Source organism: Kitasatospora sp. NPDC018058 (assembly GCF_044327205.1).
Lineage (GTDB): Bacteria > Actinomycetota > Actinomycetes > Streptomycetales > Streptomycetaceae > Kitasatospora.
Window position 1 is genome coordinate 39,690 of sequence record NZ_JBIRFA010000001.1, and the last position, 25,930, is coordinate 65,619.

Sequence of the window (25,930 nt, forward strand, 5' to 3'; positions counted from 1 at the left end):
GCTGGCCGGTGGATCTCCACGAGGGGGAGGTCACGCTGCGCCCGATCCGGGCCCGTGACCAGCGCGAGTGGCAGGAGGTGAGCCGCCGCAACCGGGACTGGCTGCGGCGGTGGGAGGCCACCGTGCCGCCCGGCCCGGCGGGCCAGGCCGCCGGGCCCCGCCCGACGTACCGGCAGATGGTCCGCTTCCTGCGCCACGAGGCCTCGGCCGGCCGGATGCTGCCCTTCGTGGTGCTCTACAAGGGCCAGCTGGTGGGGCAGTTGACCGTCGGCGGGATCACCTGGGGTTCGATGTGCTCGGCCAACGTCGGGTACTGGATCGACGAGGCGGTGGCCGGCCGGGGCATCATGCCGACCGCCGTGGCGCTTTCGGTGAACTACTGCTTCCACACACTCGGGCTGCACCGGATCGAGGTCTGCATCCGCCCGGAGAACGGCCCGAGCCGACGGGTGGTGGAAAAGCTGGGCTTCCGCTCGGAGGGAATCCGCCCGCGCTATCTCCACATCGACGGCGACTGGCGGGACCACTTGGTCTACGCCCTGACCGCCGAGGAGGTCCCGGAGGGGATGCTGGAACGTTGGCGGGCGCTCAGCTCCGGGCGCGATCCAGGTAATTGAATATATGTTCGAAAGAAATATCGATATGGCATCGACGCGGTGGCGGACCGTCACAAATGGCGGCAAAATAGTCGGAGAATCAGCTTGATCACACGACACGCCGCGCCAAATTGCTGCCAGGCCTTCCCTGCGCCCGTACGGTGTGAATCGTGAGCAGTAGCGGCCTTATCTACGCCGTCATCGTAGGGGCCTGGGCCGCCTATCTGGTGCCGATGTGGCTCCGCAGGCAGGACGAACTCAACGAGGCGCGCCCGACGGAACGCTTCAGCACCGCCATCCGCCTGCTGGCCGGGCGTTCGGCGCTGGAGCGGCGAGCAGCCCGGGCCCTGGGCGACGAACCGCGTGACGACGAGCAGAGCAACGACGGCCCTCCCGCAAGGGACGAGGCCGCCTCCGACGATCCCGCCGCGCGGGAGCCCGAACCCCCCGCGGAGCGCCCGGTCGAACGCCCGGCGCCCGCGCGGTCGGCCGGTGCCGAGCGCCGGGCGCTGCTGCTGGCCCGTCGGCGCCGGATGGTCACCGCCCTCTTCCTCGCCTTCGCGCTCGGCGCCGTGGTCGCGGCGGTGGCCGGACTGGCCTTCCTCTGGGTCCCGGCGATTCCGGCGGCCCTCCTCACCCTCTACATCGGCCACCTGCGCAAGCTGGAGCGCCAGCGGTACGAGGTGAAGCTGGACCGCACCCGGGCCGCCCAGGCGGCCGAGCAGCTGCGGCGGCGCGAGCAGCAGCGGGCCGAGGCCCCGGAGGCGGGGCGCGCCCCGGCCGAGGCCCCCGTCGACGCGGAGCCGGACCCGGCCGCGCCCGCCGAGCAGCCGCCCGGCCGCCGCCCGCACCTGCGGCTGGCCGCCGATCCCGAGGAGGCCACCGTCTCGGTGTCCGCCTCCGCGGTGGCCGAGGCGACCGAGCACGAGGAGTGGGTCGACGGCATGCGCGAGCGCGGTGCGGCCGGCCCGGACTCCTGGGAGCCGGTGCCCGTCCCGCTGCCGACCTATGTCACCGCGCCGGTCGCCCCCCGGGTTTCTCGCGGCCTCGACCTGTCGGCCCCGGGCACCTGGACCGCCGGACGCCCGACCGAGTCCCGCAACACCCCGCTGTTCGACCAGTACGCCGAGGCCCCGGCCCCGGAGACCCGCCCCCGCGCGGCCAACGAATGACCGTGACCACCCTCCGACCAGGAGGGTGGTCACGGACCCCCTCCGAAAGGTGCTAGAGTTTCTTCTCGTTGGGGCTGTGGCGCAGTCCGGTAGCGCACCTCGTTCGCATCGAGGGGGTCAGGGGTTCGAATCCCCTCAGCTCCACCCAACGGATCGACTCCGGTCGGTCCACCAAATCCCGCCGGGAGTCAACTCCCGGCGGGATTTCGCGTTTTGCGGTTCCGGAACCGATCCGAGCACCGGCGGTGATGGAGGTCACAAGGCCTTCCCGGGGCGGAATCTGACGCCGTTTGGGTCTCAGAGGGGTCGGTTATGGTGGTTGGGCCCAGACGCTGACGAGGGAACGATCTGGTCTATCTCAACGGGGTGCCATCGCGGTGCGCGAGTTCGGTCTGAAACGGTGGACGCGAGAAGCGGACCCGGAGGGGCCCGGCGGCCCGGCGACCGGAAGACCGAATTCCTGGACGGTGGCGGCGGCCTGCGTGGCGGCGGTGTCGCTGGCGGCGTTCGTCCTGGTGCGGCACCTGCACGGGGCGACCATGGTCGACATGCTGGTCTACCGGGCCGAGGGCCAGGCCGTGGTGAACGGCCAGGACCTGTACGCGATGCGGCTGCCCGGCTGGGACCTGCCGGCCACCTACCCGCCGTTCGCCGCAATGCTGTTCGTCCCGAGCACCTGGTTCGACGTGAGCACCCTGCGCGTCCTGGTGATGCTCCTCAACTACGCGCTGCTCTCCCTGGCCGTCCACCTCTCCCTCCGGCTGGCCGGCTGGCCCCGGCGCACCCGCCCGGCCGCCGTGATCCTCGCGGCCGGCCTCGGCGTCTGGCTGGAGCCGGTGTACACCACCTTCCAGTACGGCCAGGTCAACCTCGGCATCCTCTGCCTGGTGCTGTGGGACCTGACCCGCTCGGACCGCAGCCGGTTCAAGGGCGTGGGCATCGGGCTCGCCACCGCCATCAAGATCACCCCGGGTCTGTTCGCCGTCTACCTGTTCCTGACCGGCCGGGTCCGGGCCGGCCTGGTCTCGATCGGCACCTTCCTGGGCGCCGGCCTGATCGGCTGGATCGCGCTGCCGGACGCCTCGTACGGGTTCTGGAGCACCTACCTCTGGGACCCGAGCCGGGTCGGCGTCACCGTCCTGGTGGACAACCAGTCGCTGCGCGGGGCCGTCTGCCGGCTGCTCGACGTCAACGACCCCGGCCTGGTCGGGGTGATCGCCTCCGCGCTGGTCGGCGCGCTCGGGCTCGGGGTGGCGGTGCTGGCCGGGCGCTCCGCCCGGGTGCTGCGCCGGGCCGACGCCTGGGGCGCCGTCTGCGCGGCCTTCACCGCGCTGCTGGTCTCCCCGATCAGCTGGACCCACCACTGGGTCTGGTGCATCCCGCTGATCGCCCTGCTCGTGGTGGAGGCCCGGACCCGGGCCCGGCAGGCGCTGCTGGCCGTGACGCTGCTGGTGTTCCTCTCCCACGTCATGTGGACCGTCCCGCACCGCTGGGGCCGCGGGGTCGCCTGGTACTGGCAACTGCCCGGCTCGGTCTACCCACCGCTCGGCATCGCCGTGCTGGCCGTCGTCGGACTGCGGCTCTACCGCGCCCGGCGCGCGGCCGTCGACGCCTCGGCCGGCGCCTGGGCGCTGCTGGGGCCTGTCCCGGGCACCGAGCCCGACCGTGACCCCGCCCTGACCAATCGGACCTGACGGATCAGAGTCGACGTGACCACCCAGACCGCAACCCCGTCGCCGCCGCGGGCCGCCGTACCCGTCGCCCGCCGGGCGGCCGCCGCCCTGGGCTCGTCGGCCCGCCGTACCGTGCTGCTCGGCGTGCTCTGCTTCGCGGCGGCGTGCGCCATCGGCCTGCAGGGCTGGGCCTCCGTCTCGCTCGGCGGCTTCGACCTCGGCATCTTCGACCAGGGGGTGCGCGGATACGCCCACTTCGGGCTGCCGGTCTCGACGCTGAAGAGCTACCACCACGAGTTCCCGCCCGGGTTCTCCCTGTTGGGCGACCACTTCTCCCCGGTACTGGCACTGCTCGCGCCGCTCTACTGGATCTGGGACGACCCGCGCTCGCTGATCATCGGGCAGGCGCTGCTGTTCGCGCTCGGGGTGCCGCTGATCCGGCGGATCGCCGCGCACTGCTTCGCCGCCGCCGAGCCGCGCACCGCCCGGCGGGCGGCCGACCTGGCCGGGCTGGTCTACGCGCTCGGCTGGCCGCTGCTGGTCGCCGCCCGGGTCGGCTTCCACGAGGTGGCGTTCGCCGTCCCGCTCACCCTGCTGATGCTGGAGCGCGGCCTGGCCCGCCGGTACGTCGCGGTGGTGCTCGCCACGGTGCTGCTGTGCTGCACCAAGGAGGACATGGGCCTCATGGTCGGCGCGTACGGCCTGGTGCTGCTGCGCACCCGCCGTACCGGGGACCGCGCCGGCCGATTCACCGGGCTCGGGCTGCTGCTGGGCGGGCCGCTCGCCGCGGCGGTGGCGATCACGTGGCTGATCCCGGCGATGGGCGGGGAGCCGGGCTACTACTGGAACTACGCGGCGCTCGGCGCCGACGGCGGCGACGCGCTCAAGCACCTGCTGCACAACCCGTTCCTGCTGGTGCAGACCGCCTTCGACCAGCCGCTCAAGCCGCTGCTGCTGCTCTGGCTGTTCGGCACCATGTTCCTGCTGCCGCTGCGCTCCGCCACCGCGCTGTGCGCGCTGCCGCTGCTGGCCGAGCGGATCCTCTCCAGCAACCCCAACCACTGGTCGATCGCCCGGCACTACGACTCGATGCTCTGGCCGATCCTGCTGACCGCCGCGATCGAGGTGCTGGGCCGGCTGAGCAGCGTCGAGCGGCCCGAGCCCACCCGTCGGCGGGCCCGGCTGCTGGGCCTGGGCACGGTCGGGGTGGCACTGGTGACGGCCGTACCGATCGGGCTGCTGCAGCTCGCGGTGCCGTCCTCCTGGGAGCCCAAGGCGAGCGAGGCGGCGCTGGTCCGGGCCGCCGCGCTGATCCCGGACGGGGCCTCGGTGGAGGCGGACAACCAGATCGCGCCGCGGCTGACCGCCCGGGCGGACGTGGTGCTGGTGGACGGGACGCCGCGGGGGCGCGAGTACGTGCTCACCCGCTCGGACAAGCGGTCCTTCCCGTTCAAGACGGACAAGGAGCAGGCCGACCGGATCCAGCTGCTGCTGGCGCACGGCTACCGGCAGCTCTGGGCCGAGGACGGGGTGGTGCTGCTGCACCGGGAGGGCGGCGAGCCGGTGCCCGGCGAGCACGTGCCCGGGCCGGGCAGCAAGCCGGTCCAGGACGAGGTGCCGTCCGACGTGGGGCACAACCTGTTCAAGGGCTGACGGCTGCGCTCAGGTAGCCCGGACGATGACCACCGGGCAGGGCGCGTGGTGCAGGCAGTACTGGGCGACGGTGCCGAGCGGGGTGTCCGGCGGGGTGGAGTGGCCGCGGTTGCCGAGGACCAGCAGGGCGGCGCCGGTCGCGGCGGCGACCAGGGCGGGTCCGGGCGGCCCGGCCTTGAGGTGGCGGCGGAGCGGGACGGCGAGGTCGGCGGCGGTCTCGGCGAGTCCGGCCGTCTCGGCGAGGATGGCGGCGGCGCGCCGCTCGGGCCCGAAGCCGTCCAGGGCGGGCGGGACGAGGCCGTGCTCGCCGTAGAGGCAGGGGAAGTCCCAGACGGCCACCGCCTCCAGCGGGCCGCCGGTGAGACCGGCCAGGCGGGCCGCCCAGCGGACGGCCGCGCGGGCGGGCGCGGAGCCGTCCACACCGACCACGATCCGGCCGTGCGGCTGCATGCCTTCATGGTCGCAGACCTGCCGAGGGCCGGCCGGAACGGTCTCCGGCCGGCCCTCGCCGTCGTTACGGGCGGTCGGCGTAGGAGCCGTGCTGGTGCGAGCCCTGGGGCGGGACGGCGCCGTAGTGGCCGGGGCGCCGGCCGCGCGGGTGTCGGGTCAGGTTGTAGCCGAGGACGCCGGCCAGCGCGGCCAGGAAGCCGCCGCCGATGGTCCAGTACCAGCGGCTGTTCCAGCCGGAGAACCAGCCGGTGTACCAGTGCTCCTTCTGGGCCACCGGGGCCGCCGCCTTGGCGGTGCTCGCGCCGCCGCCGACCGGCGGGACCAGCGGGGCCTTCAGCTCGCCGCCCTCCGGCTGGGCGTTGTCCGCGTTGCCCTTGGAGCTGACGTGCAGCTGGGCGTTGGCGGCCAGGCCGAGGTCGGGCTGCGGGGCGTCGGTGACCGAGAGCCGGACGTAGTAGGTGCCGGGCAGCGGGTCGCCGGACCACGGCTCGGCCCAGGTGCGGACCTCGCGCAGGGTGCAGTCGAGCGCCAGGGTGGTGGTGTTCTGGTCGCCGGTGGCGTTCTGGGTGCCGGCGGTGCAGGCCTGGCGGCGGCGCAGCCCGTCGAAGACCTCGACGGTCCAGGTCTGCGGGCCGTGCCGGTCGGTCGCCGGGGCCAGGCTGACGGTCAGGTTGACCGTCGGGGTCTGGCCCTCGGAGGCGCCGAACGCCCAGTACAGGTAGTCGCCGGTGGAGGCGGCGACGTTGGCGTCCTGGCCGGGGGAGAGGTTGACCGCGGTCAGGAAGGAGGTCCCGGCCTTGGTGGCCGGGGCCGGGGTGCCGCTCGCGCTCGCCGAGGGCGACGGCGCGGCGGAGGCGGCCGGGGCGCCCAGCGCGAGGGCGGGCAGCAGGGTGAGGGCGGCGAGGGCGCCGCGGATCTTCGTACGCATGGTCAGTTCTCCCGCCAGACGGCGATGCGCCAGCGTGCGATCCAGCCGAAGACCAGGCCGAAGGCCAGGCCGGCCAGGGTGAGGGTGAGCAGGAGGATCCAGCCGCGGCCGAGGCCCATCGCGGCGCCCTCGGGGGCGGGCGAGGCGGACGCCAGGTCCACGGTCAGCTCCAGCGGCATGCCGGGGTCGGCCTGGACACCGGACTGCGGCGCCAGCGAGTTGCTGACGACCAGGCAGACATTGGTGTCCGGTTTGTCCTTGGCCGAGGAGGTCGGGCTCGCCGTGACGTAGCCCTTGGAGTCGTCGGTGGACCAGCGCAGGCCGGTGGAGATCACGTCGGTGCGGCTGCTACCGGCGTCGGTGCCGCGGACGAGTTCCTGGCCGGCGGCGCTGGTGGCCTGCAGCAGGACGCCGTAGTCCCGGTTCACCGCGCGGTCGAGCGACACGCTGACCGAGGCGCGCAGTTCCTGGCCGGCCTTGACCGGGACCTTGTAGACGCGGTGCTCGGAGAACTTCTCGCGGTCGCTGTAGACGCCGGGGGCGAGCACCGGGGCGCTCTCGCACTTGTCGGTGCCGGAGGTCTTGACCGGGTTGACGGTGTAGGTGTCGTTGGAGCGGTCGACCAGCTGCTTCACCTTGTCGGTGAGCTGTTGCGGGGTGCGGACGTCGGTGTAGGTGCCGCCGGTGGCGTTGGCGATGCAGAGCAGCTGCTGGCGGGTCTTGTCGTCGTGCGCCAGGCCGAGGGTGTCGACCACCAGGTGGATGCCCTGGGAGGCGAGTTCGCGGGCCACGTCGCACGGGTCGGGCGGAGTGCAGGTGTCCTCGCCGTCGGTGATCAGGACGATCCGGCGGGTGGCGTCGCCCTTGCCGAGGTCCTGGGCCGCGCCGCGCAGGGCCAGGCCCATCGGGGTCCAGCCGGTGGGGCGCAGGGTGGCGACCGCGGTCTTGGCCTCGACCTTGTTGGTCTTGCCGACCGGGAAGAGCACCTTGGTGTCCTGGCAGCCGAGGTTCTTGTCGTTGCCGGGGTAGGTGGCGCCGAGGGTGCGGATGCCGAACTCGGTCTCCGCGGGAAGAGCGTCGATCACCTCGTTCAGGGACTGCTGGGCCACCGAGATGCGGCTCTTGCCCTGGATGTCGGTGGCGGTCATGGATCCGCTGACATCCAGGATGAGATCGACCCTGGGGGCCTCCTTGGGCGCGGATGGGGCGCCGGCTGATGGTTCGTCGGCGTGGGCGGGCAGGCCGAGGAGCAGCGAGGCGCCCGTTATCGCCAGGGCGGCCAGCAGGCTGCCGAGCCTGGTCTTCGGTCGTCGTCCGGTAGTCACGCGCCAGATCCTAGGGATCATCAGTTCGTCAAGGCCAAACGAGACCGGACGGTGCACTTGCCCGCCCCGGCGTGAACTCCGGGGTGTGGAGAGGGGATTACGGAGCGCTGTGCTCACGTCGGCCTTATCCGCGACGGATAGCCTTCAGCGCGGGTCGGACGGAGGCGGGGCGTGATGGAGCTGACCGCGGTCGGCAAGCGGTACGGGCGGGGCGGGCGGTGGATCCTGCGCGACGTCGACCTGGCGGTCGGGCCCGGGGAGCTGGTCCGGATCGCCGGGGCGAACGGCTGCGGCAAGTCGACGCTGCTGCGGCTGGCGGCCGGGATCGAGCGGCCGAGCACCGGCCGGGTGGTGCGGCCCGGGGCCGCGGCGTACGTGCCGGAGCGCTTCCCGCCGGCGCTGCCGTTCGACGCCGCCTCGTACCTGCTGCGGGTGGGCCGGGTGCACGGGCTGTCGGCGGAGGCGGCGCGGCGGCGGGCCGGGGAGTGGCTGGAGCGGTTCGGCATCGCGGACCGGGCGGGCACCCCGCTGAGCCGGCTCTCCAAGGGCACCTGCCAGAAGGTCGCGGTGGCGCAGGCGCTGATCGCCGAGGCCCGGGTGCTGCTGCTGGACGAGGCCTGGACCGGGCTGGACCCGGCGGCCCGGGCGGTGCTGGACGAGGCGGCCGCGGAGCGGGCGGCGGCGGGCGGCACGGTGCTGTTCGTCGACCACGATCCGGCCCGGCTGGCCGGGCGGACCAGTGCCGCCTACCGGGTCGGTGGGGACGGCGAGCTGCGCCCGGCCGAGGAGGAGCCGGTGGACGACGGGTCAGTGGTGGCGGCGGGCGGACCGGTGATGGAGATCGAGGTGGACCTCCCGGAGGGCGTCCTGCTGCCGGAGCGGCTGCCCGGGGCGCCGGAGCTGACCGCGCTGGACGGGACGGCGGTGCGGCTGGCGGTGTCGGCCGCCCACTCGGACGCGCTGCTGCGCGGCCTGCTGCTCGGCCGCCCGGCCGTACGGGTGCTGGCGGTGCGTCGACGGGAGGAGGAGCGGTGAGGCAGGTCGGGGCGCTGACCCGGTACCACCTGGAGCTGCTGCTGCGCTCGCACGCCTGGCTGCCGCCCTTCCTGGCGTTCACGCTGCTGCTGGTGATCGGGGTGACGGCGGGCGATCCGCTGCTGGGCGGGCTGGGCTACGGCGCGGGGGTGCTGCTGCCGGTGAGCGCCTGGTACGTGCGCGGCGCGCTGACCGCCGAGCCGCCGGCCTCGCGGGCCTGCCTGGTCGCGGTGGCGGGACCGGTGCGGGTGCACCTGGGCGCGCTGCTGGCGGCCCTGACGGCGGCCCTGGTGCTGGCGGTGGGCCAGGTGGCGGCGCTGTGGTGGGTCAGCGGCGCGGTGGCCAACCCGGGGGCGCAGCGGGATCCGGGCGTCGGGCGGGCGCTGCTGGCGGGGCTGTCGACCTCGGTGGTCTGTGTACTGCTGGGGGTACTGGCCGGGGCGCTGGGCAACCGTCCGGTGCTGGTCCGCTCGCCGTACGGGATCCCGGCGGCGCTGGGGCTGGCCGTGCTGGCGCTGGTGGTGCCGTTCTCGCCGGCCAACGCGGCGGTGCGCGCGCTGGTGACCGCCGCGCGGACCGGGCAGGTCGCGGTGCCCTGGGTCGAACTGCTGCTCTCCGTCGCCCTGCTGGCCGTGGTCGGGGCCGGGGTGGCGGCCCTGGCCGGGCGACGGGCGGAGTGAGGCCTGCGGATGAATTCCGGTAATGGCGGACACACCGGAGCGAAGAGCCAATAAATATGGATATTGCTCGTTAGGGTGACGAACCGGGGCGCTGGCGCCGCCGCACCGGCTCCCTGTGCCCGGTCCGCCCCGATCGGCATCCCCGCCTCCCCCAGGACGGTCCGTGGCGACACCCTCCGCCGTGACGAGATCCGCCGCCCGGCCCGCCCGGCCGGTGCCGACCGGGCGCACCACCGAGCTGGTGCTGGTGCTGACCGCCGTCCTGGCCACGGTGTTCGGCTACATCGAGGTCGGCGTCAACCTGGACGGCACGGTGTCGGCCGGCACGGCCTCCGAGGTCGCGTACGGGGCCGGCGCCGTGCTGGGTGTGTCGGCCCTCGCGGCGCACGCCGCCATCCGGTGGCGGGCCCGGTACGCGGACCCGCTGCTGCTGCCGATCGCCGTGCTGCTCAACGGGATCGGGCTGGTGGTGATCCACCGCCTCGACCGGGCCACCCCGGGCCGGGCCGCCGCCTCCACCCAGCTGCTCTGGTCGGGCCTGGGGGTGGCGCTGTTCATCGCCGTGGTGCTGCTGGTGCGGGACCACCGGCGGCTGCGGCGCTACGCCTACGTCGGGGCGCTGGTGGCGCTGGTCCTCCTGGTGCTGCCGATCTTCTTCCCGCCGGTGTACGGCTCGCGGATCTGGATCGTCGTCGGGCCGCTCTCCTTCCAGCCGGGGGAGCTCGCCAAGATCCTGCTGGCCGTCTTCTTCGCCGCCTACCTGGCGGTGCACCGGGACGCGCTGGCGCTCACCGGCCGTCGGCTCTGGCGCTGGAAGCTGCCGCGCGGGCGGGTGCTCGGGCCGGTGCTGATGATCTGGGCGGCCTTCGTCGGGGTGCTGGTGCTGGAGACGGACCTCGGTACCTCGCTGCTCTTCTTCGGCCTGTTCGTGGTGATGCTCTACGTGGCCACCGCGCGCACCGGCTGGATCGCGATCGGGCTGGGTCTGGCGGCGGTCGGCGCGGTGACGGTGGGCTGGCTCTCGCCGCACGTGCACAGCCGGGTCGTGGACTGGCTGGACCCGCTGGGCTCGATCGCGGCGGGCAAGGGCGCCAACCAGATCGCCCAGTCGCTGTTCGCCTTCGCCTGGGGCGGCGAACTGGGGACCGGGCTGGGCAACGGGCACTCGGTGCTGATCGGCTTCGCCGCCAAGTCGGACTTCATCCTCGCCACCATCGGCGAGGAGCTCGGCCTGACCGGGCTGATCGCGGTGTTCCTGCTGTACGCGGTGCTGATCTCACGCGGCTTCCGGACCGGCATCGCGCTGCGCGACCCCTTCGGGCGGCTGCTGGCGATCGGGCTGGCGGCGATCGTCGGCCTGCAGGTGTTCGTGGTGGCGGGCGGGGTGCTGGCGCTGATCCCGCTGACCGGGATGACCATGCCGTTCATCGCCCAGGGCGGCTCCTCGGTGGTGACCAACTGGATCATCGTCGCGCTGCTGGTGCGCATGAGCGACGACGCCCGGCGGCCGGCGCCCGAGGTGGGCTGATGGCACGGATCCGACTCGGGGGGAACGGCCCGCAGGGGCTGCCCGGGATCTCGATCACCGGGCGGCGGGCGGCCACCTTCTGTCTGCTGCTGGTCGTGGCGCTGTGCGTGCAGGCCACCCGGGTGCAGGTGTTCGAGGCCGAGGACCTCGACCACAACAGCGCCAACCAGCGGCTCGCCATCGAGCGCTACGCCCAGCCGCGCGGGAACATCCTGGTCGGCGCCGAGACCGTCACCGGTTCCATGGCCACCGGCGGCCGGTACGCGTACAAGCGCACCTACACCGACGGGCCGACCTACGCCGCCGTCACCGGCTTCGCCTCCCAGGCGTACGGCAACACCCAGCTGGAGGGCACCGAGGACGCCCTGCTGACCGGTACCGACGGCCGACTGACCGGCTGGTCGCTCTGGGACGCGATCGCCCGTCGGCAGAATCCCGGCGGGGACGTGTACACCACGATCGACCAGGCCGCCCAGCAGGCCGCGATGCGCGGGCTCGGCGGGCAGAAGGGCGCGGTGGCCGCGATCGAGCCGGCCACCGGACGGATCCTGGCGCTGGCCAGCACGCCCTCCTACGACCCGGGCGGCTTCGCCGGTTCCACCGGCGCCGACCAGACCGCCTGGAACCGGCTGCGGGCCGACACCGACCAGCCGATGCTCAACCGGGCGCTGCGCCAGACCTACCCGCCGGGCTCGACCTTCAAGGTGGTCACCGCCGCGGCCGCGCTCGCCGGCGGGGTGGTCACCGACCCGGACGCGCCGACCGGGGCGCCCTTCCCGTACGTGATGCCCGGGACGACCACGCCGCTGGTGAACGACAGCGCGGCCTGTGACCAGCCCGGCCAGTCGCTGAGCGCCGCGATGACCGCCAGCTGCAACAGCGTCATGGGCTACCTCGGGGTGCAGACCGGGCTGCAGAGGATGGTGGCCACGGCCGAGGGCTTCGGCTTCAACGACCCGAAGCTGGACCTGCCGGTGCGCCCGGCCCGGTCCAACTTCGACACCGCGATGAACCGGTCGCAGCTGGCGCTCTCCTCGATCGGGCAGTTCGACACCGCGGCCACCCCGCTGGTGATGGCGATGGTCGCGGCCGGGGTCGCCAACAACGGCACGGTGATGCGTCCACAGCTTGTGGACAAGCTGACCAGGAGCGACGGCACCGTGGTGCAGCTGATGAAGCCGGCCGTGTACAAGCGGGCGCTGACCCCGACGGTGGCCGGCCAGGTGCAGAAGCTGATGACCGACGTGGTGGAGAACGGCACCGGCGGCAACGCCCGGATCGCCGGGGCGGTGGTCGGCGGCAAGACCGGCACCGCCCAGCACGGGGTGGACAACAGCGGGACGCCGTACGCCTGGTTCATCTCCTGGGCCAGGCCGGCCGGCTCGGACGCGGTGCCGCCGGTCGCGGTGGCGGTGGTGGTCGCGGACAGTGACGCCACCGACGTCACCGGTGGCGCGCTGGCCGCGCCGATCGCCCGGTCGGTGATGCGGGCGGTGCTCGGCCGCTGACCCGATATGGCCGCTGACCTGGCCTTCTATCCGATGTCCGGCAAGTCCGCCGTGTGCGAAGTGTCCGGTTTGTTATCCGTGGTGCGCCGGTTCGTACAATGCGCCGATCAAGACTGTTCGTTTGCGACACTGGTGCATTCGCGGGGTACTGTCCCATGTTTGTTCGGTTGGTCCCCGATGACACCCCTTGGTGCCCCGGGTGACCCGCTCGCTAGGACACCCTCCCCCGCCTAGAAGGACCGCAGTTTTGGCCAGCAACACCCTTGGTGCGCGTCTGCTGCGACGCAAGCCCGTCTCGACCCTGATCGCGGAGAGCGAGGGCCACGGCGGCCTTCCGGCGGGCGCGCCCGAGGAGGGCGGACGCTCCGGCATCCATCTGCGCCGCTCCGTCGGCCTCTGGCAGCTGTCCTCGATCGGCATCGGCGCCACCATCGGCACCGGCATCTTCTTCGTGCTCGGCAAAGCAGTGCCCGCGGCCGGGCCGGCGGTCATCCTGTCCTTCGTGATCGCCGCGGTCACCGCCGGACTCACCGCGCTCTGCTACGCCGAGATGGCCTCCGCGATCCCGGTCTCCGGCTCCTCGTACTCCTACGCCTACGCCACCCTCGGTGAGGGCGTCGCCTTCGGCGTCGGCATCTGCCTGCTGATGGAGTACGGCGTCTCCGCCTCCGCGATCGCGGTGAGCTGGGCCGAGTACCTCAACAAGTTCCTCGACCTGGCCTTCGGGTTCAAGATCCCCGAGCAGCTGTCCGGCGCCCCCGGCGGCGGCCACTGGTTCAACCTGCCGGCGCTGCTGCTGGTCGCGATGGTCTGCTTCCTGCTGATCCGCGGTGTCAGCGAGTCGGCGAAGGTCAACGCGGCCATGGTCGGGATCAAGATCCTGATCCTGCTGCTGTTCGTCGGCGTCGCGCTCACCGGCTTCCACTCCGGCAACCTGACCCCGTTCATGCCGCTCGGCATCGGCGGCGTGCAGATCGCCGCGTCCAGCATCTTCTTCTCCTTCATCGGCCTGGACGCCGTGTCCACCGCCGGTGAGGAGGTCAAGGACCCGCGCCGCACCCTGCCGATGGCGATCATCATCTCGCTGGTCGTGGTGACCCTGCTCTACATCCTGGTCGCGCTGGCCGGCATCGGCGCCCAGCCGTGGGGCCAGTTCAAGGACCAGGAGGCCGGCCTCGCCCAGATCATGCAGGACATCACCGGCCAGAGCTGGCCCGCGATGATCTTCGCGGTCGGCGCGATCATCTCGATCTTCAGCGTCACCCTCGTGGTGATCTACGGCCAGACCCGCATCCTGTACTCGATGGGCCGCGACGGCATGCTGCCCAAGCGCTTCGCCGAGCTCTCCCCGCGCACCGGCACCCCGGTCTGGAACACCCTCGTGGTGGGCCTCGGCGTGGGCGCGCTGGCCGCCTTCATCCCGCTGGACGTCCTGGCCGACATCACCAGCCTCGGCACCCTCATCGCCTTCTCGGTGGTCTCCGTCGGCGTGATCGTCCTGCGCCGCACCCAGCCCGACCTGCCGCGCGGCTTCAAGGTGCCCGGCTACCCGGTCGTCCCGCTGCTCAGCGTCGGCTTCTGCATCTACCTGATCACCGGCCTGCACGCCGACACCTTCCGGGCCGGGGCGATCGCCCTCGCCGTCGCGGTGGTCGTCTACTTCGGTTACAGCATCAGGCACTCCCGGCTGGAGAACGCCGAGCAGCCGGCCGCCCCGGTCGACACCAACGCCGGCTGACCGGGCCGTTACCCAATCGTGAAGGGCCGCCGCTCGGTACGACACCCGGCGGCCCTACGCGCGTAGCGCGACAACCGGTGCCGGACACCATGGCGACAGGGCCCGGCCCGCACCCATAACCTTCCACCATGGTGAGCACCCGCACGCCCGGCTTCTCCCGTCCGCGCGGCCGCTTCACCGGCCGCGTCAGAACGCCGGCCCAGACCATCAGCGCCGAACTGCCGTACAGACCCGGACGGCCACCGAGAGGCTTCTCCACCCGGCCGTTCCCCCGGCAGCGTGGCGAGAGCACGTTTCCGCCCACGCTCGATCGATGGAATCCCGCCCGGCTCGCCTCGCTGCGCTCCGTCCAGCTGCTCGGCTGTCTGATCGCGGCCGGCTGGGCCGCCGCCTTCCCGCTCGTCTCCGACCTGCCCAACCAGCGGCTGTGGGGCCTCGTCGCGGCCCCCGCCTACCTCCTGGCCGGCCTGTTCTGCCTCACCCTGCCGCGCCGCTACGCGCCCCAGGCGGCCGCCGCGGTAGGCCTCGCCGGCGCCGTGTTCGCCCCGCTCGGGCTGCTCGCCCTCACCGGCCGCCACCAGTCCGAGGTCATGGTGGTCGAACGCTCGGCCCACCTCCTGCTCACCACCGGTGACGCGTACCTGCCGCACCCGGTCGTGGTCACCGACTACAACCCGTACCTGCCGGCGATGGCCCTGTTCGGACTGCCGCGCCAGCTGCTCGGCAACTCCACCGCCTTCGCCCGGGTCGCCGGGGACGCCCGGATCTGGTTCGCCCTCACCTTCGTCGCCTGCCTGCTGGGCGCCTGGCGGCTGCTGCGACCCACCCGGGACCGCGCGCCGCTGCTGCCGCTGGCCGTCCTCACCGCCTCGCCGCTGATAGCGCTCGCCCTGGCCGTCGGCGGGGTCGACCTGCCGCTGATCGGTGTCTGCTGCCTGGCCATGGCGCTCGCCGAGCGGGGCCGCACGGTCGGCGCCGGACTGGTGCTCGCCCTCGCCTGCAGCCTGAAATGGACCGCCTGGCCGGCCCTGCCGGTCGCCGTCCTGCTGCTCTGGCGGCTCTACGGCCGAAGGCCCGCCACCCGCACCGCGCTGATCGGGGCCGGGGTGAGCGCGGCGGTGATCCTGCCGTCCGTCCTGACCCAGGCCGACCAGCTGCGCGACCAGGTGGTGCGCTTCCCGCTCGGGATGACCGCGATCCGCACCCCGGCCGGCAGCCCGCTGCCCGGCAAGGTGCTGGCCGGGTTCGGCCCGACCGGGCACTCCATCTCGCTGGCGCTGATGACCCTGGCCCTGATCGGGGTGGCGATCTGGCTGCTGGCCCGGCCGCCGGTCTCCGCGATCGCCGCCGCCGACCTGCTGGCCGCGGGGCTCGCGATCGCCTTCACACTCGCCCCGGCCGGGCGGTTCGGGTACCTGGCGCTGCCGGCCGTCCTGGTGATCTGGCCCCGGCTGGCCGCCCGGCGGTGGAGCAGCCGCCGCCGGATCCCGCCCCGACCGCTGCCGGACCCGCCGGAGCCAGCGCTGCCGCGACGCTGAGCGGGCGGGCTCGCCCGCCCCGGAACGCGCCGGAGCCCGCTCAGCCTTCCAGGCTGAGCGGGCGTGGTCGCTTCTCCCCGTTCGACACCGGCGCGCCCTTCGGCTCGGGACGGGCGCGTGCGGGTCAGCGGCTGCCCGCCGCCTTGAGCAGCGAGGCGACCGCCGGGCCGGCCGCGTCGACGCCGTGGCCGCCGCCCTGGACCTCGGCGGCGACCGAGAGGTTGCCGCGGAAGGCGGTGAACCAGCTGTTGGTGGTGGACGCGCCCTGGACCTCGGCGGAGCCGGTCTTGGCGCCCGCGTTGTCGGTGATCCCGGCCATCACGTCCTTGGCCGTGCCGCCGACGGCGGTGGCGTTCATCATCGCGCGCAGCTTGCCGGCGACGTCCGGCGAGATCTGGCGGGCCGCCGTCTGCTGCGGCAGGCCGGCGACCAGGATCGGCTGCTTGAACGCGCCGCTCTGGACGGTCGCCGTGATCGAGGCGATGGCCAGCGGGTTCATCTGGACCTTGCCCTGGCCGATGTAGTTCATGGCCTGCTCGTCCTTGCTGCCCGGGGTCGGCGGGATCTTGCCGTCGGCGTTCGGCAGGCCGGTCTTCCACTCCAGGCCGATGCCGTACACGTCCTTGGCCGTGCTGGACAGCGTCTCGGGCTTGAGGCTGGTCAGGCCCTGGTTGATGAAGGCCGTGTTGCAGGACACCATGAAGTCCTGCTGGAGCGTGTTGTTCGGGAAGGCCCCCGGGAAGTCGTTCGGGATCGCCACCGGGTTGCTGCTCTTCTCCGGGCAGGCCACCGTGCTGTCCGGGTTGATCCCGGCCTCCAGCAGGGCCGTCGAGGTGACGATCTTCATCGTCGAGCCGGGGGCGAGCAGGCCGACGAAGGCCCGGTTCTGGCCGTTGGCCGGGGCGTTGGCGAAGGCCAGCACCTGGCCGGTGCTCGGCTCGATCGCGACGATCGAGCCGCTCTTGCCGCCCAGGTCGGTCATCGCCTTCTCGGCGGCGGCCTGGAGGGTGTTGTCGATGGTCACCTTGAACGGCTTGCCGGGCTTCGGCTCGACGATGGTGAACAGCTTGTCGGCGGCGGTCTTGCCGGACGGGTCCGTGATCACCACCGCGCTGCCCGCGTCCTGGTCCTTGTTCGGGTCCGGCGGCAGCAGCTTGCGGGCGTTGTCCTGCAGGGTGCTCATCAGCGCCGGGGTCAGCGAGGCGCCCTGCAGCGGCTTGCCGTTGCGGTCCACCACGGTGGACGGCGGGGAGAAGACCTGCTGGGTGGCGATCGTCTCGCTGCCGGACAGGTGCGGGTGGATCACCGAGGGCGCCCAGTGCACGGCCGGGGTGTCGTCGCTCATCTTCACGACGCCCAGGAAGCCGTTGTAGTCCCAGACCCGGCTGGTGCCCTCGAACTCGGCTCGCGCCTTGAAGCCCATCAGCACGCCGGTGGGCCCGGGGGTGGCGGAGGCGGACGGCGAGTCGGTGGCGCCGGGGGTGCCGGCCGCGGACGGGGTCGCCGAGGCCGCGCCGGTGGGCTTGGCCGGGGTGGGAGTGCCGGTGGCCGAGGCGAAGGCCTGCGGGGTGGCCGGACCGGCCGGGGTCAGGGTCAGCGCGCTCGGCTTCACCTGGTCCTTGAAGGCCGTCAGCGCCGTGGTGGCCGCGGCCGGGTCGTCCGTCAGCGAGGCCGCCTTGGCGATGTCGCCGGACGCCCAGGCCGCCAGGAAGTCCTTCGCGCCGCTCGCCGCCTGATCGGCCGTGGGGGGTTCGGCGACCACCGTCCGGGGCTTCTTGCCGTCGGCGGACCCGGAGTCCGAGCCGCCCATCAGGCTGTACGCGCCGTAGCCGCCGCCCGCGAGGACGACGATGGACACGCCGGTGATGATGCCGATCTTCGCGCCACTGCGCATGGTGCAGGTCCCCCAGGGGTCTCGCGGCCGGGCGCCGCCGGCCGGGGGCCGGAAACGCGGTACGCCCCCACCCTAGGCAGGGCGGATCGGTGCGCCGACGAAACGCCCGGGACTTGTGACGGATCTGGTACGTGTCGTGCACCGCATACGGACGGTTCGGGGGTGTCGTGTGTGGACCGGCCCCGGCGGCCGGCTCAGATCCAGCTGTTGAACCACATCCGGCCGCGCCAGTCGTCCAGCGGGATCGTCTGCCCGGTGAACAGCGGGAAGAAGTAGAGGAAGTTCCAGACGATCAGCAGCACCACCAGGCCGGCCGTCGTCGAGCCGATGATCCGGCGGTCCCGGGAGGCGCCGGCCGGCCCGATCAGGGCGCCGACCAGCATCGTCACCGCGAGCACCAGGAACGGGACGAAGACCACCGCGTAGAAGAGGAAGATCGTCCGCTGCTGGTAGAGGAACCACGGCAGGTACCCGGCCGCCAGGCCGCACAGCAGCGCGCCGGCCCGCCAGTCCCGCCGGAACGCCCAGCGCCACAGGCAGTACACCAGCGCCAGCACGGCCGTCCACCACAGCAGCGGGGTGCCGATGCCCAGCACCTCGCGGGCGCAGTCGGCGGCGGTGCAGCCGTTCTGGCCGAACTTCGGGGACTCGTAGTAGAAGGAGACCGGTCGGCCCAGCACCAGCCAGGACCACGGGTTGGACTGGTAGGTGTGCGGGTCGCTCAGGTGGGTGTGGAACTCGTAGACCGTCGAGTGGTAGTGCCACAGGGCGCGCAGGCCCTCGGGTATCCACGGGTAGTCGGTGGAGCGGCCGACCGCCCAGTCCCGGCCCCAGCCGCCCTGGCCGGGCGCGTTGCTGCTGGCGAACCAGCCCCACCAGGAGGCGATGTACACCGCCACCGAGACCACGACGATCGACACGAAGGCCGGCACCGCGTCCCGGGCGAGCACCGCCAGGTACGGGCGCGGGGCGCCGGCCAGCCGACGGGCGCCGACGTCCCACAGCACGGTCATCAGGCCGAACGCGGCCGCCACGTACAGGCCGCTCCACTTGGTGGCGCAGGTCAGACCGACGCAGACGCCGGCCGCGATCCGGTACGGGCGCCAGCCCAGGTTGAGCCGCTGGGCCAGCTCGGGGTCCGCCACCCCGCCCAGGCGGGCCGCCAGCCGGGCCCTGGTCCGGTCCCGGTCCAGCAGCAGGAAGCCGAAGGCGGCGAGGATCCAGAACATCACCACCAGGTCGAGCAGCGCCGCCCGGCTGAGCACCAGGTGCAGGCCGTCCACCGAGAGCAGCAGGCCGGCCACGCAGCCCAGCAGGGTCGAGCGGAACATCCGGCGGGCGATCCGGGCCAGCATCAGCACCGACAGGGTGCCGAGCAGGGCCACCGCGAACCGCCAGCCGAAGGGGTTCATGCCGAACAGCTGCTCGCCCGCACCGATGATCCACTTGCCGACCGGCGGGTGCACCACGTACGAGGGCGTCGGGCGGTACGGGACGGCCGCGCCCGGCGTCATGATCGTCGTGTTGGCGTCCTCCGGCCAGCTGATCTCGTAGCCGCCGTGCCAGAGCGCGTAGGCGTCCTTGGCGTAGTAGGTCTCGTCGAAGATGATCGCGTGCGGCTGGCCGAGGTTGGTGAACCGCAGCAGCCCGGCGAACACGGCCACCGCGATCGGGCCCAGCCAGCCGGACCAGCGGCACAGGAAGTACCAGAGGCCCTGTGGCAGCGAGATCCCCAGCCGCAGCAGCAGCGGCGACTGCGGTACGTCGCGCCCGGTCACCCCGGGGCCGTCCGGCATCGGCGGGACCAGGCGCTCGGTGAGCGTCGCGACGGGGCCGGGACGGTAGCCGTGGCGGGCCAGGCGTTCCGGCCAGCTCATGGGTGACCGGGGTGAGCGGGGGGACGGCAGGTCGACACCGCCCTGCGCGGAGTGGTCCGTACCAGTGGGCGTCTGCGCCGCCGTGTCGCCGTTCATCCGCCACATCGTAGGGGCGCTCTTCGTGCGCGTGACCGGTCCCTCGGAAGCTGCCCGAATCGTCACCAAAAGCCCCGGCCCCTCGGAACTGGAAGGATGGGGCACGTGACAGGAGTACTCGTTCTCGCAGGCACCCCCATCGGCGACGTCTCGGACGCCCCGCCCCGGCTGCTCACCGAGCTGGCCTCGGCGGACGTCATCGCGGCCGAGGACACCCGTCGGCTGCGCCGGCTCACCCAGGCGCTCGGGGTGACCCCGGCCGGGCGGGTCGTCTCCTACTTCGAAGGCAACGAGGTCGCCCGCACGCCCGAACTGGTCGAGGCACTGCTCGGCGGCGCCCGGGTGCTGCTGGTGACCGATGCCGGGATGCCCTCGGTCTCCGACCCCGGCTACCGGCTGGTGGCGGCGGCCGTCGCGGCGGACGTGAAGGTCACCGCGGTGCCCGGGCCGTCCGCGGTGCTCACCGCGCTCGCGCTGTCCGGCCTGCCGGTCGACCGCTTCACCTTCGAGGGCTTCCTGCCGCGCAAGACCGGCGACCGGGCCCGGCAGCTGGCCTCGATCGCGGCCGAGCCGCGCACCATGGTCTTCTTCGAGGCGCCGCACCGGATCGCCGAGGCGCTGGCCGCGATGGCCGAGGCGTTCGGGCCCGAGCGGCCGGCCGCCGTGTGCCGCGAGCTCACCAAGACCTACGAGGAGGTCAAGCGCGGGCCGATCGGCGAGCTGGCGGCCTGGGCGGCCGAGGGCGTCAAGGGCGAGATCACCGTGGTGGTCGCGGGCGCCCCGCCGGCCGCGCCGCAGGAGCTGACCCCGGCCGAGCTGGCCCGGCTGGTAGCCGTCCGGGAGGAGGCCGGGGAGCGGCGCAAGGAGGCCATCGCGGCGGTCGCGGCGGAACTCTCCGTGCCCAAGCGCGAGGTCTTCGACGCGGTCGTGGCGGCGAAGAAGGACGGCTTGAACGAGGCTTTGAAAAAGGGGTGAATTCCGGGGGGTTGCGTGGCGGACGGGGAGTCGTACCTTTGAGGGAGGCCCCGGTAAACGCCCGTTGAGCTGAAGCTTCGGCCCTGGTTTCCGGGTTGCGGAAGGCCCTTCGTATAGGACTTCCCAACCCGCATCCAAGTCTTCACAAGAAGGGCGTCGGCCGGGGCGGTCCGGGCATTTCCTGGAATGGAAAGACCCAGCCGGGCGAGCGTCCGGCGGGCGCTGGGAGACGGCTATGAGCGAGATGATCGGTAGCCCCCTCGGTGGCAACGCACTGAGCGCGCCCGGCCTGGCCGGGCGGCCGCACACTCCCGTCGAGACCGTACGGGAGGCCTACTCCTTCGCGTGCCTGCGCTGCGGGTACGGCTGGGAGCAGGCGTACGACATCGAGCACCACATCGCCAAGGACGGCCATGTCGTGTTCGAGTACCACGCCAACGGTGTCCGGGTACCGTCCCCGCTGCTCAAGCCGACCTGCCCGGGATGCGGTGGCCACACCGTCCGGATCATGCGCGAGGGCCGGGTGGCCGTCGCCGACCAGCCCTGGCAGCACGCTCCCGGCTACCCGGCGCACGCCGAGCCGGCCGGGGCGCCCCCGGTGTCCGGGCCCGAGAAGCCGCGCGGACGCTGGGCCCGGTTCTGGTCGCGGCTGTTGGGCTAGGGCCTGACGCAGGCACGGGGAGCGCAACCGGGGCCGTCCGCCGCGAGCAGTGCGGTGGGCGGCCCCGTCGCACGCCGTCGCGGGGGTAATGCGGTCGAGGCGGGTGTGCGGGCCCGACTAAGCTTTCCGACCATGGCGGCCACTGCAGAACACAGCACCACCGGGACGAGCGCCCCGGCGTACTACGTCTCCACCCCGATCTACTACGTCAACGACCGTCCGCACCTGGGCCACGCGTACACCACGGTGGCGGGCGACGTCCTCACCCGCTGGCACCGCCAGCGCGGCGAGAAGGTGTGGTACCTGACCGGCACCGACGAGCACGGTCAGAAGATCATGCGGACCGCCGAGGCCAACGGCGTCAGCCCGCAGGAGTGGTGCGACAAGCTGGTCGAGGAGGCCTGGAAGCCGCTCTGGGAGCACCTGGAGATCGCCAACGACGACTTCATCCGCACCACCCAGGAGCGGCACACCGCCCGGGTGCAGGAGTTCGTCCAGGACCTGTTCGACAAGGGCGAGATCTACAAGGGCGGCTACTCCGGCCCGTACTGCGTCGGTTGCGAGGAGTTCAAGCTCCCCGCCGAGCTGCTGGACGGCGCCACCGCGGACGAGAAGCTCTGCGCCGTGCACAAGCGGCCGGTCGAGTGGCTGGAGGAGGAGAACTACTTCTTCCGCCTCTCCGCCTACGGTCCGAAGCTGCTGGAGTTCTACGCCGCCAACCCGGACTTCATCCAGCCGGCCTCGGCCCGCAACGAGGTGCTGCGCTTCGTCGAGCAGGACCTGAAGGACCTCTCGATCTCCCGCTCCACCTTCAACTGGGGTGTGCCGCTGCCCTGGGACGAGAAGCACGTCCTCTACGTGTGGGTGGACGCGCTGCAGAACTACATCACCGCGGCCGGTTACGGCAGCGACCCGGAGCGCTTCGCCGAGCTGTGGCCGGCCTCCGTCCACCTGGTCGGCAAGGACATCCTCCGCTTCCACGCGGTCATCTGGCCCGCCATGCTGATGGCCGCCGGGCTGCCGCTGCCCAAGCGGGTCGTCGCCAACGGCTGGCTGATGGTCGGCGGCGAGAAGATGTCCAAGTCCAACCTGACCGGCATCGCGCCCACCGACCTCACCTCGCACTTCGGCGTGGACGCCTACCGCTACTACTTCCTGCGGGCGATCCCGTTCGGCACGGACGGCTCGTTCTCCTGGGAGGACTTCACCGCCCGGTACACCTCCGAGCTCGCCAACGACTTCGGCAACCTGGCCTCCCGGGTCGCCGCGATGGTCGGCAAGTACTTCGGCGGGGAGCTGCCGGCCTCCGCCGCGCACGGTGACGCCGAGCAGGCGATCGCGGACGGGCTCGTCAAGGCCGCCGAGACGGCCGACCGGAAGATCGGTGAGGAGCTGGACTTCGCCGGCGGCCTCGCGGCGATCTTCGACTTCGTCAAGCAGGTCAACGGCTACCTCACCGAGCAGGAGCCGTGGAAGGTCGCCAAGGACGAGTCGGAGGAGGGCCGGGCGCGCCTGGCCACCATCCTCTACACGGCCGCCGAGGCGCTGCGCGGCACCGCCGTCCTGCTCAACCCGGTGATGCCGTCCACGGCCGAGAAGCTGTGGGCCTCGCTGGGCGCCGCCGAGGGCCTCGGCGCGCTCGCCGCGCAGACCGTCGCCACCGTCGGTGACTGGGGCCGGCTGCCCGCCGGTGCCACCGTCACCAAGGGCGAGATCCTGTTCCCGCGCCTGGAAGAGAAGCCGGCCTCCTGATGCCCGCCAAGGACGACGACCGGTCGACCCCGCCGCCGCTGCCGGAACCCCTGGCCGTGGCGGTGGCCGACTCGCACACCCACCTCGACATGCAGGCCGGAACCCCGGCCGAGGGACTGGCCCGGGCCGCCTCGGTCGGGGTCACCACGGTGGTCCAGGTGGGCTGCGACGTGCCCGGCTCGCGCTGGGCCGCCGAGCTGGCGGCCCAGTACGAGCAGGTGCACGCGGCCGTCGCCCTGCACCCCAACGAGGCGCCGCGGATCTTCCTCGGCGACGCCGACGGCTGGTCCGGCCAGCAGCGCAAGGCCGGCGGCCAGGCGGCGCTGGACGAGGCGCTCGCCGAGATAGACGCGCTGGCCGCGCTGCCGCAGGTGCGCGCCGTGGGCGAGACCGGCCTGGACTACTTCCGCACCGGGCCGGAGGGCGTGGAGATCCAGAAGGAGTCGTTCCGCCGCCACATCGAGATGGCCAAGCGGCACGGCAAGGCCCTGGTCATCCACGACCGGGACGCCCACGAGGACGTCATCGCCGTCCTGCTGGCGGAGGGCGCCCCCGAACGGACGGTCTTCCACTGCTACTCAGGCGACGCCGAGATGGCCAAGGTCTGCGCCGAGCACGGCTGGTACCTCTCCTTCGCCGGCCCGGTCACCTTCAAGGCCAACCAGCCGCTGCGCGACGCCCTGCTCGCCACCCCGCTGGACCGGATCCTGGTCGAGACCGACGCCCCCTTCCTCACCCCGCACCCGTACCGGGGGCGGCCGAACGCGCCGTACCTGATCCCGGTCACGGTGCGGTCGATGGCCGCCACCCTGGGGCTGCACGAGGACGAGCTGTCGGCGGCGATCGCGGAGAACACCGCCCGGGCCTTCGGGTACTGAGCGCCGTCGCGGGCGTTGGTCCGAGTGCTGTGCTGAGCCTTGCCCCGAGTGCCGCCCTGAGGGGGCGTTCCGGTTCGGAGGGTCCGGACGGTGCCCCATGCGCCCGTATCCTTGGCGCGTGAGCACCACCGACCCCACCTCTGACAGCCACCTGCTGGGCGCCGCCGACATCCGGGAACTGGCGGCCGCGTTCGGCGTGAAGCCGACCAAGCAGCGCGGGCAGAACTTCGTCATCGACGGCAACACCGTGCGGCGGATCGTCCGGGCCGCCGACGTGACGGAGCAGGACGCGGTGGTGGAGGTCGGGCCCGGGCTCGGATCGCTGACGCTGGCGCTGCTGGAGGTGGCGCGGCACGTCACGGCGGTCGAGATCGACCCGGTGCTCGCCCAGCACCTGCCGGACACCGTGGCCGCCCGGATGCCCGGCCGGGTGGACTCCTTCGACCTGGTGTTCAGCGACGCCATGGAGGTCACCGAGCTCCCCGGCCCGGCGCCCACCGCGCTGGTCGCCAACCTCCCGTACAACGTGGCCGTGCCCGTCCTGCTGCACATGCTGGCGACCTTCCCCAGCATCGAGCGGACCTTGGTGATGGTGCAGAGCGAGGTCGCCGACCGGCTCGCCGCCAAGCCCGGCAACAAGGTGTACGGCGTCCCGTCGGTCAAGGCCAACTGGTACGCCGACGTGAAGCGGGCCGGGGCGATCGGGCGGAACGTGTTCTGGCCCGCCCCCAACGTCGACTCCGGCCTGGTCTCGCTGATCCGCCGCGAGCCGCCGAAGACCAGCGCCAGCCGCGAGGAGGTGTTCGCGGTGGTCGACGCCGCGTTCGCCCAGCGGCGCAAGACCCTGCGCGCCGCGCTGGCCGGCTGGGCCGGCTCCCCCGCCGGGGCCGAGCGGGCGCTCGCCGCCGCCGGGATCGACCACAAGCTGCGCGGCGAGATGCTGACGGTGGAACAGTTCGCCGCGATCGCCGAGCACAAGCCCGTCAAGGGCAGCGGGTCCGTCAAGGACAACGAGCCCGTCAAGGGCAGCGAGCCCGTTAAGGACAGCGAGTGATCACCGTACGGGTGCCGGCCAAGGTCAACGTCCAGCTCGGCGTCGGCGGACTGCGCGCCGACGGCTTCCACGACCTGGCCAACGTCTTCTTCGCGGTCGCGCTCGGCGACGAGGTCACCGCGACTCCCGGCGAGGGCGTCACGCTGACCTGCTCCGGGCCGGACGCCGCCGTCGTCCCGCTGGACGACAGCAACCTCGCCGCCCGCGCCGCCCGGCTGCTCGCCGCCCACCACGGGATCGCCGACCCCGGGGTGCACCTGCACATCGCCAAGGCCATCCCGGTCGCGGGCGGCATGGCCGGCGGAAGCGCCGACTGCGCCGCCGCGCTGGTCGCCTGCGACGCGCTGTGGAAGCTGGACACCCCCGTCGAGACGCTGCTGGAACTGGCCGCCGAACTGGGCTCCGACGTGCCGTTCGCCCTGGTCGGCGGCGTCGCACTGGGCCGCGGCCGGGGCGAGATCCTGGAGCCGCTCGCCGTCTCCGGCACCTTCCACTGGGTCTTCGCGGTCGCCGAGGGCGGCCTGTCCACCCCCGCCGTCTTCCGCGAGTGCGACCGGCTCCGCGAGGAGGCCGGCACCGGCTCCAGCGACACCGACGTCCCCACCCCCGACGCAGACCCGGCCCTGCTCGCCGCCCTCGCCGAGGGCGACGCCGTCGCCCTGGCCGCCGCGCTCGCCAATGACCTCCAGCTCGCCGCGCTCTCGCTGCGCCCCGCGCTGGCCGCCACCCTGCGGGCCGGCACCGAGGCGGGCGCGCTCGGCGCCCTGGTCTCCGGCTCCGGGCCGACCTGCGCGTTCCTGGCCAAGGACGCCGACGCGGCCACCGCCGTCGCCGAGGCGCTGCGGGCCTCCGGCACCTGCCGGACCGCGCACGCGACGTACGGGCCGGTGCCGGGGGCGTCGCTGCTGCCGTAGCGGTG

Annotated in this window: 21 protein-coding genes and 1 tRNA gene; 17 read left to right on the top strand and 5 right to left on the bottom strand. The window is 73.0% G+C overall.

Annotated elements, in window-relative coordinates:
- Window positions 1-8 precede the first annotated feature (8 nt).
- The 5 genes from ACH4E7_RS00195 (at window position 9) to ACH4E7_RS00215 (ending at window position 5,094) form a co-directional block, all read left to right on the top strand.
- Window positions 9-617 carry a GNAT family N-acetyltransferase gene (locus ACH4E7_RS00195; protein ID WP_396246744.1) on the top strand — a complete coding sequence of 203 codons (609 nt, stop codon included), beginning with the start codon at window positions 9-11 and terminating at the stop codon, window positions 615-617.
- 149 nt (window positions 618-766) lie between these two features.
- A complete protein-coding gene (locus tag ACH4E7_RS00200; RefSeq protein WP_396246745.1) occupies window positions 767-1,768 on the top strand; it encodes a hypothetical protein in 1,002 nt (333 codons plus the stop codon).
- 70 nt (window positions 1,769-1,838) lie between these two features.
- Window positions 1,839-1,912, top strand: a tRNA-Ala gene (locus tag ACH4E7_RS00205).
- A gap of 323 nt (window positions 1,913-2,235) precedes the next feature.
- Window positions 2,236-3,462 carry a glycosyltransferase 87 family protein gene (locus tag ACH4E7_RS00210; RefSeq protein ID WP_396246746.1) on the top strand — a complete coding sequence of 409 codons (1,227 nt, stop codon included), beginning with the start codon at window positions 2,236-2,238 and terminating at the stop codon, window positions 3,460-3,462.
- A gap of 15 nt (window positions 3,463-3,477) precedes the next feature.
- On the top strand, window positions 3,478-5,094 hold the full coding sequence (locus tag ACH4E7_RS00215) for a DUF2079 domain-containing protein (RefSeq protein WP_396246747.1): 1,617 nt from the start codon (window positions 3,478-3,480) through the stop codon (window positions 5,092-5,094).
- Window positions 5,095-5,103: 9 nt separating this feature from the next.
- Here ACH4E7_RS00215 and ACH4E7_RS00220 read toward each other — a convergent pair whose 3' ends face one another.
- From ACH4E7_RS00220 to ACH4E7_RS00230, 3 genes are all read right to left on the bottom strand, one after another.
- Window positions 5,104-5,544, bottom strand: coding sequence for a universal stress protein (locus tag ACH4E7_RS00220; protein ID WP_396246748.1), 441 nt, complete (start codon window positions 5,542-5,544; stop codon window positions 5,104-5,106).
- 64 nt (window positions 5,545-5,608) lie between these two features.
- Window positions 5,609-6,472, bottom strand: a complete 864-nt coding sequence (locus ACH4E7_RS00225) for a peptidase (RefSeq protein ID WP_396246749.1) — start codon at window positions 6,470-6,472, stop codon at window positions 5,609-5,611.
- Between the two features lie 2 nt (window positions 6,473-6,474).
- On the bottom strand, window positions 6,475-7,797 hold the full coding sequence (locus tag ACH4E7_RS00230) for a VWA domain-containing protein (RefSeq protein WP_396246750.1): 1,323 nt from the start codon (window positions 7,795-7,797) through the stop codon (window positions 6,475-6,477).
- 174 nt (window positions 7,798-7,971) lie between these two features.
- On the opposite strand from ACH4E7_RS00230, the gene ACH4E7_RS00235 reads away from it, so the two are divergent.
- From ACH4E7_RS00235 to ACH4E7_RS00260, 6 genes are all read left to right on the top strand, one after another.
- Window positions 7,972-8,832 carry an ATP-binding cassette domain-containing protein gene (locus tag ACH4E7_RS00235; RefSeq protein WP_396247127.1) on the top strand — a complete coding sequence of 287 codons (861 nt, stop codon included), beginning with the start codon at window positions 7,972-7,974 and terminating at the stop codon, window positions 8,830-8,832.
- Window positions 8,829-9,512: an ABC transporter gene (locus ACH4E7_RS00240; RefSeq protein WP_396246751.1), complete on the top strand. Its 684-nt coding sequence runs from the start codon at window positions 8,829-8,831 to the stop codon at window positions 9,510-9,512. The genes ACH4E7_RS00235 and ACH4E7_RS00240 overlap by 4 nt, the downstream gene beginning before the upstream one ends.
- A 181-nt stretch (window positions 9,513-9,693) precedes the next feature.
- The gene (locus ACH4E7_RS00245) at window positions 9,694-11,040 is read left to right on the top strand and encodes an FtsW/RodA/SpoVE family cell cycle protein (protein WP_396246752.1); all 1,347 of its coding nucleotides are present in this window, start codon (window positions 9,694-9,696) and stop codon (window positions 11,038-11,040) included.
- Window positions 11,040-12,548, top strand: coding sequence for a penicillin-binding transpeptidase domain-containing protein (locus ACH4E7_RS00250; RefSeq protein WP_396246753.1), 1,509 nt, complete (start codon window positions 11,040-11,042; stop codon window positions 12,546-12,548). Before ACH4E7_RS00245 ends, ACH4E7_RS00250 begins: the two co-directional genes overlap by 1 nt.
- Before the next feature lie 247 nt (window positions 12,549-12,795).
- On the top strand, window positions 12,796-14,286 hold the full coding sequence (locus ACH4E7_RS00255; RefSeq protein WP_396246755.1) for an APC family permease: 1,491 nt from the start codon (window positions 12,796-12,798) through the stop codon (window positions 14,284-14,286).
- Window positions 14,287-14,414: 128 nt separating this feature from the next.
- Window positions 14,415-15,824 (top strand): glycosyltransferase 87 family protein, encoded by a 1,410-nt coding sequence (locus tag ACH4E7_RS00260; RefSeq protein ID WP_396246756.1) that lies wholly within the window; start codon window positions 14,415-14,417, stop codon window positions 15,822-15,824.
- 124 nt (window positions 15,825-15,948) lie between these two features.
- On the opposite strand, the gene ACH4E7_RS00265 is transcribed toward ACH4E7_RS00260, so the two are convergent.
- On the bottom strand, window positions 15,949-17,718 hold the full coding sequence (locus ACH4E7_RS00265) for a penicillin-binding transpeptidase domain-containing protein (protein WP_396246757.1): 1,770 nt from the start codon (window positions 17,716-17,718) through the stop codon (window positions 15,949-15,951).
- A gap of 194 nt (window positions 17,719-17,912) precedes the next feature.
- The gene (locus ACH4E7_RS00270; protein ID WP_396246758.1) at window positions 17,913-19,691 is read right to left on the bottom strand and encodes a dolichyl-phosphate-mannose--protein mannosyltransferase; all 1,779 of its coding nucleotides are present in this window, start codon (window positions 19,689-19,691) and stop codon (window positions 17,913-17,915) included.
- A gap of 105 nt (window positions 19,692-19,796) precedes the next feature.
- Here ACH4E7_RS00270 and rsmI point away from each other — a divergent pair, with 105 nt between their 5' ends.
- The 6 genes from rsmI to ACH4E7_RS00300 all read left to right on the top strand — a co-directional run bounded on the left by rsmI (window position 19,797) and on the right by ACH4E7_RS00300 (window position 25,925).
- On the top strand, window positions 19,797-20,666 hold the full coding sequence (gene rsmI / locus ACH4E7_RS00275; RefSeq protein WP_396246759.1) for a 16S rRNA (cytidine(1402)-2'-O)-methyltransferase: 870 nt from the start codon (window positions 19,797-19,799) through the stop codon (window positions 20,664-20,666).
- Between the two features lie 235 nt (window positions 20,667-20,901).
- On the top strand, window positions 20,902-21,327 hold the full coding sequence (locus ACH4E7_RS00280) for a hypothetical protein (protein ID WP_355670049.1): 426 nt from the start codon (window positions 20,902-20,904) through the stop codon (window positions 21,325-21,327).
- A 132-nt stretch (window positions 21,328-21,459) separates the two neighbouring features.
- Window positions 21,460-23,079, top strand: coding sequence for a methionine--tRNA ligase (gene metG / locus ACH4E7_RS00285; protein ID WP_396246760.1), 1,620 nt, complete (start codon window positions 21,460-21,462; stop codon window positions 23,077-23,079).
- Window positions 23,079-23,957, top strand: coding sequence for a TatD family hydrolase (locus ACH4E7_RS00290; RefSeq protein ID WP_396246761.1), 879 nt, complete (start codon window positions 23,079-23,081; stop codon window positions 23,955-23,957). Before metG ends, ACH4E7_RS00290 begins: the two co-directional genes overlap by 1 nt.
- 97 nt (window positions 23,958-24,054) lie before the next feature.
- Window positions 24,055-25,011 (top strand): 16S rRNA (adenine(1518)-N(6)/adenine(1519)-N(6))-dimethyltransferase RsmA, encoded by a 957-nt coding sequence (rsmA, locus tag ACH4E7_RS00295; RefSeq protein ID WP_396246762.1) that lies wholly within the window; start codon window positions 24,055-24,057, stop codon window positions 25,009-25,011.
- A complete protein-coding gene (locus ACH4E7_RS00300) occupies window positions 25,008-25,925 on the top strand; it encodes a 4-(cytidine 5'-diphospho)-2-C-methyl-D-erythritol kinase (RefSeq protein ID WP_396246763.1) in 918 nt (305 codons plus the stop codon). The genes rsmA and ACH4E7_RS00300 overlap by 4 nt, the downstream gene beginning before the upstream one ends.
- The last annotated feature ends 5 nt before the right edge of the window (window positions 25,926-25,930 follow it).

Bases quoted from the DNA above. Each gene is read 5' to 3' on its own strand.
- metG (WP_396246760.1), top strand. From the start codon at position 21,460: ATGGCGGCCACTGCAGAACACAGCACCACCGGGACGAGCGCCCCGGCG.
- ACH4E7_RS00250 (WP_396246753.1), top strand. From the start codon at position 11,040: ATGGCACGGATCCGACTCGGGGGGAACGGCCCGCAGGGGCTGCCCGGG.
- rsmA (WP_396246762.1), top strand. From the start codon at position 24,055: ATGCGCCCGTATCCTTGGCGCGTGAGCACCACCGACCCCACCTCTGAC.
- ACH4E7_RS00260 (WP_396246756.1), top strand. From the start codon at position 14,415: ATGGTGAGCACCCGCACGCCCGGCTTCTCCCGTCCGCGCGGCCGCTTC.
- ACH4E7_RS00290 (WP_396246761.1), top strand. From the start codon at position 23,079: ATGCCCGCCAAGGACGACGACCGGTCGACCCCGCCGCCGCTGCCGGAA.
- ACH4E7_RS00220 (WP_396246748.1), bottom strand. From the start codon at position 5,544: ATGCAGCCGCACGGCCGGATCGTGGTCGGTGTGGACGGCTCCGCGCCC.
- ACH4E7_RS00280 (WP_355670049.1), top strand. From the start codon at position 20,902: ATGAGCGAGATGATCGGTAGCCCCCTCGGTGGCAACGCACTGAGCGCG.
- ACH4E7_RS00235 (WP_396247127.1), top strand. From the start codon at position 7,972: ATGGAGCTGACCGCGGTCGGCAAGCGGTACGGGCGGGGCGGGCGGTGG.
- ACH4E7_RS00265 (WP_396246757.1), bottom strand. From the start codon at position 17,718: ATGCGCAGTGGCGCGAAGATCGGCATCATCACCGGCGTGTCCATCGTC.
- ACH4E7_RS00270 (WP_396246758.1), bottom strand. From the start codon at position 19,691: ATGAACGGCGACACGGCGGCGCAGACGCCCACTGGTACGGACCACTCC.
- ACH4E7_RS00225 (WP_396246749.1), bottom strand. From the start codon at position 6,472: ATGCGTACGAAGATCCGCGGCGCCCTCGCCGCCCTCACCCTGCTGCCC.